Here is an 8,461-nt window from a genome sequence, read left to right on the forward strand (position 1 = left end):
GGAGGTGGCCGCCCGGGCCGGGGGCCGCGCCGGTGCGGGCGGGCGCGGCCGGTGTGCAGTGGTCATCGTGCGGCCTCCCGCACCTGCTGGCAGCGGGCGCAGTAGCGGGCCTGCGGCACTATCAGCAGGCGGTCCCGCTCGACCGCGCCGCGGCACAGGTGGCACGTGCCGAAGGTGTCCGTGTCCATGCGGCCGAGCGCCGCCTCCACGTCGGCGAGCACCATGCGGGCGGAGGCGGCGAGCCGGATGCCGACCTCGATCTCGCCGGCGTCCCGCTGCGGCCGCTCCTCGGCGCGGGGCAGCGGGTCCGCGGCGAACTGCCGGAGCTGTTCCTGGCGGAAGAGCCGTTGCTCCAGCAGGTTTTCGCGCAGCGCTGCGAGGTCCTCGGGTGAGAGGACCGTGTTGTGCTCACCGATGGTCTGGTGGGTCACCACTGCACCCCTTGTGCGGTCAGCGGAGAGGCGAACGGACGTGCGGACGGCGAGGCGTCAGGCCGCGCGGCGCTGGCAGGCGACGCAGTGCCGGGTGTGCGGGAGGATCTCCAGGCGCTCCGGCGGCACCGGCTTGGAGCAGCCGAGGCAGGTGCCGTAGGTGCCGTCGTCGACGCGGGCGAAGGCCTCGTCGATCTCCGTGAGGACGCGCTTGATGGATTCCTTCTGGTTCGACATCAAGTGGTCGTCGGCGCTCTGCCCCGATTCGTCCAGGGCCTTGAGCTGGGCGAGGCGGGTAGATCGGGCGTGCTCGAGGCGGCGTCGGATCTCGTCCGAGGCCGGGTTGTCGGTACGCGCTTCGGTGCGGGGCAGGTCGAGCGACACGAAGAGGTCCTCTCTGAAGAAGGAAAAGGGGGTGGTGTCTTCACCATGGCCGCAAGTCCGTCCGCGGCCCATCGGCCATGGAGCCCATCTGTGCGGGGTCGCAGGACCCACCCCGCCCGGCGTGGGTCCTGCGGCAGGGGGAAAATGGGGCGGGGACCCCATGGACGACGGAGGCGGGGCCCGTGCACGCTGGCCGCTGTTCGCCGGGACAAGGGGCCGTGGCCGCTGCCGACACGGCGCGGTGATGTCGACAGCGAAGCCGGACAAGGAAGAGGAAGGCGAGACCTCGGTGTCCCTGTACTGGCGGATCTTCGGCCTGAACGCGGTGGTGCTCGGTCTGGCCACCGCGCTGCTGCTGTGGGCCCCCGTGACGGTGTCGGTGCCCATCCTGCTGACCGAGGCGGTCATCCTGGTCGGCGGTCTCGCCGTGATGCTGGTCGCCAACGCCACGCTGCTGCGCATCGGGCTGGCCCCGCTGGAGCGGGTGACCCGGCTGATGGCCACCGTCGACCTGTTGCGTCCCGGTCAGCGCCTGCCCGTGCACGGCGGCGGTGAGGTGTCCGACCTGGTCAGCACCTTCAACGCCATGCTGGAGCGGCTGGAGAAGGAGCGGGCCGCGAGCAGCGCCCGCGCGATCCTCGCGCAGGAGGCGGAGCGGCGCCGCATCGCCCAGGAGCTGCACGACGAGGTCGGGCAGAGCATGACGGCCATCCTGCTGGCCCTCAAGCGTGCCGCCGACGAGGCGTCCGACCCGTTGCGCGAGGAGCTCCAGCAGGCGCAGGAGATCACCCGGCTGAGCCTGGACGAGGTCCGCCGCCTGGTGCGCCGGCTGCGGCCGGGGGTGCTGGAGGACCTGGGACTGGTCAGCGCCATCACCTCGCTCACCACCGAATTCGCCACGCATACCGGTCTGCGGGTGATCCGCGGCTACGATTCCGATCTGCCCGCGCTGGACCAGGAGACCGAGTTGGTGATCTACCGTGTGGCGCAGGAAGGGCTGACCAACGCCGCCCGGCACGCCGACGCCGGTACGGTCCGGGTGAGCCTGCGGAAAGGGGACCACTCGGTCGTGCTGGAGGTGGAGGACGACGGCCGCGGCATCGGCGTGGCCCGGGAGGGCGCGGGGATCCGCGGGATGCGGGAACGCGCGCTGCTGCTGGGGGCCACACTGGACATCAGCCCCGCGTCGCCGTCCGGCACCCGGATCCGGCTCACCGTGCCCGCCGTCAGGAAGCAGTCATGAACCACCAGGACCACCCGGCCAAGATCCGGATTCTGCTCGCCGACGACCATGCCCTGGTCCGTCGGGGGGTCCGGCTCATCCTGGACCGGGAGCCCGACCTGGAAGTGGTCGCCGAGGCCGGGGACGGCGCCGAGGCCATCGCGATGGCCCGCACGCACGACATCGACCTGGCGGTGCTGGACATCGCCATGCCGCGGCTGACCGGTCTGCAGGCCGCGCGTGAGCTGTCCGCGCTGAAGCCGGGGCTGCGCATCCTGATGCTGACCATGCACGACAACGAGCAGTACCTGTTCCAGGCCCTGAAGGCGGGCGCGGGCGGCTATGTGCTGAAGTCCGTCGCCGACCGGGACCTGGTCGCCGCCTGCCGGGCGGCGATGCGGGACGAGCCGTTCCTCTACCCGGGGGCGGTCACCGCCCTGATCCGCAACTACCTCGACCGGGTGCGGGACGGCGAGGAGGCCCCCGAGCAGCTGCTGACCCCGCGCGAGGAGGAGGTCCTCAAGCTGGTCGCCGAGGGGCACTCCTCGAAGGAGATCGCCGAGCTGCTCTTCATCAGCGTCAAGACCGTCCAGCGGCACCGGGAGAACCTGCTGAGCAAGCTGGGGCTGCGGGACCGCCTGGACCTCACCCGGTACGCCATCCGCGCGGGACTCGTCGAGCCTTGAGCACCGACCGGCCGGGACATGCCGCCCGCCTTCCGCACCGCGTCGTCGCGGGTCTCCTGGCCCTGACGGCGGTCCTGCTGACCCTCGCCTTCACCGACGGCGCCCGGCTGGTGCCCGCCGGGGAGGCGTCCTCCCCGGACGCGCCGGCCGCGCCGGCGGCGTCCTTCGAGCCGTACGACAGCCATCCGCACACCGACGAGGCGTACTCCGGCAGCGGCACCCTCCTGCTGCGGTCGCTGCGCGACGCCGGTGAGCGCACCGCTCCCTCCGGCCACCTGCTGTTCACGCCCCCGTACACGCCGCGAGTGCCGCACGGGCCGGTGCGTCCGGCCCCGGTGGCCGGGCACGGGCCGCTCGTCGCCGCGTACGTGCCGTCCGACCTCGGCCGGGCCCCGCCGTCGTCCACCAGCGCTTGAGAGTCCCCGTTCTTCCCCCTCTCCCCCGCCGTGCCGATCGTTCCGGCCGCGGTGTGCCGCTGGAGGCACCAAGTGAAAAGTTCCACAGCGAAAAGCTCCAACCGGATCAGGGCGTTCTTCGCGTTCGCCGTGGTCGCCCTGGCCGTGTTCGTCGCCGTCACCGTCCCGGTCCGTCTCGGGCTGGACCTGCGCGGCGGCACCCAGATCGTGCTGGAGACCCGCTCGACCGAGACCACGAAGGCCGACGCCGCGGCGACCGACCGCGCGCTCGAGGTCCTGCGCGGCCGGGTCGACGCGCTCGGCGTCGCCGAACCGTCCATCGTCCGCTCCGGCGAGAACCGGATCATCGTCGAGCTGCCGGGTCTGCAGGACCCGCGCAAGGCGGCCGACGTCCTGGGCCAGACGGCCCAGCTGTCCGTGCACCCGGTGCTCGGCGCGGAGACCGGCGAGGTCCAGACGAAGCCGGACGACAAGGGCGAGCGCGTCCTGGCCGACGAGGACGGTCAGCGTCTGCGGCTCGCGCCCGCGAAGATGACCGGTGAGGACGTCAAGGACGCCGAGGCGGGCCTCGACCAGCAGAACGCCGCGGGCTGGTTCGTCTCCGTGGACTTCAAGAACGACAAGGACTGGGCCAACCTGACCGGGGAGGCCGCGTGCAACCCGGAGGGCGACCCCAAGCGCCGCGTCGCCATCGTCCTCGACGACAAGATCATCTCGTCTCCGCAGGTCCACCCCTCGGTCGCCTGCAAGGTGGGCATCACCGGCGGCACCACCCAGATCACCGGTTCCTTCAGCAGCGACGACGCCAAGGAACTCGCCCTGCTCATCAAGGGCGGCGCCCTGCCGGTGCCGGTCGAGACGGTCGAGCAGCGGACCGTCGGCCCCACGCTGGGTGCCGAGGCCATCGAGGCCAGCGCCTGGGCCGCCCTCGTCGGCACCGCGCTGACCGCGCTGTTCATCATCGTCGTCTACCGGCTCATGGGTCTGATCGCCACGGTGGCCCTGGCCTGCTACGGCGTCATCTCCTACGCCGGTCTGGCGGCGCTCGGCGCGACCCTGACCCTGCCCGGTCTCGCCGGTTTCGTGCTGGCCATCGGTATGGCCGTGGACGCCAACGTGCTGGTCTTCGAACGGGCCCGGGAGGAGTACAGCTCCCGGAACCGGGCCAGCAGCCGCTCCGCGCTCACCGCCGGCTTCAAGGGCGCCTTCAGCGCGATCGCCGACTCCAACGTCACCACGCTGATCGCGGCGGCCCTGCTGTTCTTCCTCGCCTCCGGCCCGGTCAAGGGCTTCGGTGTCACGCTGGGCATCGGTGTCATCGCGTCCATGATCAGCGCCCTGGTGATCACCCGGGTGCTGGCCGACTTCGCGGTGCGCCGCCGCTGGGTGCACCGCCGGCCGCAGGTCACCGGTCTGGCCTCGATCGGCCGGGTCCGCGAGTACCTCACCCGCCGCAACCCGCAGCTGATGCGCAACCCGCGCCGCTGGCTGCTGGTGTCCGCGCTCGTGCTCGTCGTCGCCGGTTCCGGCATCGTCGTGCGGGGGCTGAACTTCGGTGTCGAGTTCACCGGCGGCCGCCTCATCGAGTACTCCACCACCCAGACCGTCGACCCCGACGACGCCCGCTCCGCCCTGGCCGACGCGGGATTCCCGCAGGCCGTGGTGCAGTCCTCCGGGGACAACCAGCTCACGGTGCGCACCGAGGAGCTGACCAACCAGGAGGCCGTCAAGGTCCAGGAGGCCATCGACAAGGTCGGCGACGGCGCCGAGAAGGTCCGCGACGAGCTGATCGGCCCGAGCCTCGGCGACGAACTGCGGCGCAACGCGCTGATCGCGCTGGGGCTGGCCCTCGCCGCCCAGCTGGTCTACCTGGCCTTCCGGTTCCGGTGGATGTTCGGCACGGGCGCGGTGAGCGCGCTGGCGCACGACGTGATCATCCTGACCGGTATCTTCGCCTGGCTGGGCAAGCCGATCGACGGCGTGTTCCTGGCGGCGCTGCTCACCGTGATCGGTTACTCGGTCAACGACTCCGTCGTGGTCTTCGACCGCATCCGGGAGCTGTGGCGCAAGGACGGCAAGGCACCGCTGGGCGACGTGACGAACCTCGCGATCCTGCAGACGGTGCCCCGCACGGTCAACACCGGTATCGGTGTGCTGTTCATCCTGTTCGCGCTGGCGCTGCTGGGCGGTGACTCGCTCACCGACTTCGCGCTCGCCCTGCTGATCGGCATGCTGGTCGGCACCTACTCGTCGGTGCTGACCGCCTCGCCGCTCGCCATCGAGCTCGACGCGTACGCGCGCCGCCGGGGCAAGGGCGGCGGGTCCCGCGGCCGCGGCAAGGGCCGCGGCGGCTCCGGGCACGGGAAGTCCGGGATCGGTGAGCCCCGTTCGGGCGGCCGGTCCAGGGCAGGCAGCCCGGGGAAGTGACCCCACCGGGCGGCCCTTCGTGAGGAGGGGCCGCCCGGACGGACACGCGGCGCCGCCGCCCGCCCCGGCCGGGGCGGGCGGCGGCGCCGTCGTCGTGGGGAGCGCGGAGGGTGTGGCGTCCCCGGCCTCACACCACCGCGGGGGTGTCCTCCTCCGCGGGGGTGTCCTCCTCCGCACGGCCCCCGGCGGCGTCCTCGGAACGGGCGGCGAACTGGGTGCGGTACAGCTCCGCGTACCGTCCGCCGGCCTCCAGCAGCTCGTCGTGCGTGCCGCGCTCCACGATCCGGCCGGCCTCCAGCACCAGGATCAGGTCCGCCGCCCGGACGGTGGACAGCCGGTGCGCGATCACGATCGCCGTCCGGTCGGCCAGGGCCTCGGTGAGCGCCTCCTGGACGGCCGCCTCGGAGGTGTTGTCCAGGTGGGCGGTGGCCTCGTCGAGCACGACGACGCGCTGGCGGGCCAGCAGCAGCCGGGCGATCGTCATGCTCCCCCAGTACGAAAGTCTGGGGGGACCCCCTGCGTTCCCCGCCGGACAGGCGGTAGCCGCGTTCCCCGACGACCGTGTCCAGGCCGTCGGGCAGGGACCGGACGAGGTCCTCCAGGCGGGCCCGCCGCAGGGCGTCGAGGAGGTCGGCCTCGGACGCGTCGGGCCGGGCGAGCAGCAGGTTGGCGCGCACCGTGTCGTGGAAGAGGTGGCCGTCCTGGGTGACCATGCCGACGGTGGCGCGCAGCGAGGCGGCGGTCAGGTCCCGGACGTCGACGCCGCCGACGCGGACGGCGCCCGCGTCGACGTCGTACAGGCGGGGCAGCAGCTGCGCGACGGTGGACTTGCCCGCGCCGGAGGAGCCGACGAGGGCGACGGTCCGGCCGGGCTCGGCGCGGAAGGAGACGCCGTGCAGGACCTCGGCGCCCCCGCGCGTGTCCAGGGCGGCGACCTCCTCCAGGGAGGCCAGGGAGACCTTGTCGGCGGACGGGTAGCCGAACCGGACGTCGTCGAACTCGACGGACACCGGGCCGTCGGGCACCTCGCGCGCCGTGGGCTTCTCCTCGATCAGCGGGCGCAGGTCCAGCACCTCGAAGACGCGCTCGAAGCTGACCAGCGCGCTCATCACCTCGACCCGCGCCCCGGCCAGTGAGGTGAGCGGCGCGTACAGCCGGGTCAGCAGCAGCGCCAGGGCGACGACCGCCCCGGGCTCCAGGGCGCCGCGCAGCGCGAACCAGCCGCCGAGGCCGTAGACCAGGGCCAGGGCGAGGGCGGAGACGAGGGTGAGGGCGGTGATGAACACCGTCTGGGCGGTGGCGGTGCGGACGCCGATGTCCCGTACCCGGCGGGCCCGTTCGGCGAACTGGGCGGACTCCTCCTCCGGGCGCCCGAACAGTTTGACCAGGGTGGCTCCGGGGGCGGAGAAGCGCTCCGTCATCCGGGTGCCCATGGCCGCGTTGAGCGCGGCGGCCTCGCGCTGCATCCGGGCCATGCGGCTGCCCATGCGGCGGGCCGGGACCACGAACACCGGCAGCAGCACCAGCGCGAGCAGCGTGATCTGCCAGGACAGGGTGAGCATCACCGCGAGCGCCAGCACCAGGGTGACGACGTTGCCGACCACGGTGGACAGGGTGTTGCTGAAGGCCCGTTGGGCGCCGATGACGTCGTTGTTGAGACGGGAGACGAGGGCGCCCGTACGCGTGCGTGTGAAGAACGCCACCGGCATCCGCTGCACATGGTCGAAGACGGCGGTGCGCAGGTCGAGGATGAGGCCCTCGCCCAGCGTCGCCGACAGCCGCCGGCCGAGGATGCCGAGCGCCGCCTCGGCCAGCGCGATCAGCGCGATCAGCAGGGCCAGCCGGACGACGGTGCTCTCGTCGCCGCCGGACACGATGGTGTCCACGACCCGGCCCGCCAGGACCGGGGTCGCCACGGCCAGCAGCGCCGTCGCCGTCCCCAGCAGGACGAAGAGGGTCATGCGGCGGCGGTGCGGACGGGCGAACGCGCCGATGCGCCGCAGCGTCACCCGGGCGAAGGGGCGCCGTTCCTCCTGGGCGGTCATGACGCTGTGCAACTGTGTCCAGGCCGTTGTCTCCATGCTCATGGAAGGCACCGTATGACCTCAAGCATCATTGAGGTCAACGCCCGTCCGCCGCCGCCCCGTCCGCCCGGCTCCCCGCCGCCCGCGAACCTCCCCGTCCCGCTCCCCCGCGGTCCTCCCCCCTCCGCCGCTCGTCGCTCCCGTCCCCCTCCCCCGCGTCGCCGTGCTCCGCCCCGCTCCGGCCGGCGCCGCCTTCCCGCGTGAAGCGAAGGTCCGTATGACGCTCTCCCAGCAGCTCCCCGCCCGCCGGCCGCCGTCCGGCCCGCCGCAACCCCCCGCCGGTGCGCGGCGGCCGGGCTCCCGGGACATGACCCGGACGATCCGCCGGGTGCTGTGTGTGCTGCCGCCGCTGCTCGTGACGGTGGTCGCGGTACGGCACCGGTCCGTCCTCGCCGAGGGGTTCGCCCATCTGGGCCAGGCCCGCTGGCCGTGGCTGCTGGCGGCCGCCGGGGCGACCTGTCTGACCTGGCCCGCCGCCGCCTGCACCCGGCAGGGCGCCGTGCTCGAACGGCTGCCCGGACGGCGGCTGGTGGTCACCCAGTTCGCGGCCGGCGCGGCCAACCACCTGCTGCCGACGGGGCTGGGGGCGAGCGCGGTCAACCTGCGGTTCATGACGGTGTGCGGGCTGTCCGCGGCCCGCTCCTCGGCCGCCCTCGCGCTGTACCTGCTGGCCGAGTCCGCCGGCCGGGTGGCCCTGCTCGGCGTCCTGCTGCTCGCCTGCCCCGGCGCGCTGCGCCTCGACGAGCTGCTGCCCGACGGGGCGTTCGGCCCGCTGCTGTGGGCGGCCGGCGGGGTGCTGGTGCTCGCGGTG

General features: G+C 73.2%; 6 protein-coding genes and 2 pseudogenes. 5 read left to right on the plus strand and 3 right to left on the minus strand.

What is annotated here, in order from left to right; all coding sequences use genetic code 11:
• Positions 1-62 precede the first annotated feature (62 nt).
• Both G3I53_RS24875 and G3I53_RS24880 read right to left on the minus strand, forming a co-directional pair.
• Entirely contained in the window at positions 63-434 is a 372-nt protein-coding gene (locus tag G3I53_RS24875) for a TraR/DksA C4-type zinc finger protein (protein ID WP_164335336.1), read from the minus strand.
• Positions 435-488: 54 nt separating this feature from the next.
• Positions 489-815, minus strand: coding sequence for a TraR/DksA C4-type zinc finger protein (locus G3I53_RS24880; protein WP_164335338.1), 327 nt, complete (start codon positions 813-815; stop codon positions 489-491).
• 244 nt (positions 816-1,059) lie between these two features.
• Between G3I53_RS24880 and G3I53_RS24885 the strand changes: the two genes are divergently transcribed.
• The 4 genes from G3I53_RS24885 to secD all read left to right on the plus strand — a co-directional run bounded on the left by G3I53_RS24885 (position 1,060) and on the right by secD (position 5,566).
• A complete protein-coding gene (locus tag G3I53_RS24885) occupies positions 1,060-2,058 on the plus strand; it encodes a sensor histidine kinase (protein ID WP_203592066.1) in 999 nt (332 codons plus the stop codon).
• Positions 2,055-2,723 carry a response regulator transcription factor gene (locus G3I53_RS24890; RefSeq protein WP_164335340.1) on the plus strand — a complete coding sequence of 223 codons (669 nt, stop codon included), beginning with the start codon at positions 2,055-2,057 and terminating at the stop codon, positions 2,721-2,723. The genes G3I53_RS24885 and G3I53_RS24890 overlap by 4 nt, the downstream gene beginning before the upstream one ends.
• Positions 2,720-3,139, plus strand: a complete 420-nt coding sequence (locus tag G3I53_RS24895) for a hypothetical protein (RefSeq protein WP_164335342.1) — start codon at positions 2,720-2,722, stop codon at positions 3,137-3,139. The genes G3I53_RS24890 and G3I53_RS24895 overlap by 4 nt, the downstream gene beginning before the upstream one ends.
• A 72-nt stretch (positions 3,140-3,211) precedes the next feature.
• Positions 3,212-5,566: a protein translocase subunit SecD gene (gene secD / locus G3I53_RS24900; protein WP_343239673.1), complete on the plus strand. Its 2,355-nt coding sequence runs from the start codon at positions 3,212-3,214 to the stop codon at positions 5,564-5,566.
• 127 nt (positions 5,567-5,693) lie between these two features.
• Here secD and G3I53_RS24905 read toward each other — a convergent pair.
• Positions 5,694-7,647 (minus strand): annotated as a pseudogene (locus G3I53_RS24905) (ABC transporter ATP-binding protein).
• A 310-nt stretch (positions 7,648-7,957) separates the two neighbouring features.
• Here G3I53_RS24905 and G3I53_RS24910 point away from each other — a divergent pair.
• Positions 7,958-8,461 (plus strand): annotated as a pseudogene (locus G3I53_RS24910) (TIGR00374 family protein); the annotation flags it as partial.

It is taken from the genome of Streptomyces sp. SID14436 (genome assembly GCF_010548465.1).
In the GTDB taxonomy this organism is placed as follows: domain Bacteria; phylum Actinomycetota; class Actinomycetes; order Streptomycetales; family Streptomycetaceae; genus Streptomyces.

Coding starts and splice junctions, on each gene's coding strand:
- G3I53_RS24890 (WP_164335340.1), top strand. CDS start 2,055: ATGAACCACCAGGACCACCCGGCCAAGATCCGGATTCTGCTCGCCGAC.
- G3I53_RS24885 (WP_203592066.1), top strand. CDS start 1,060: ATGTCGACAGCGAAGCCGGACAAGGAAGAGGAAGGCGAGACCTCGGTG.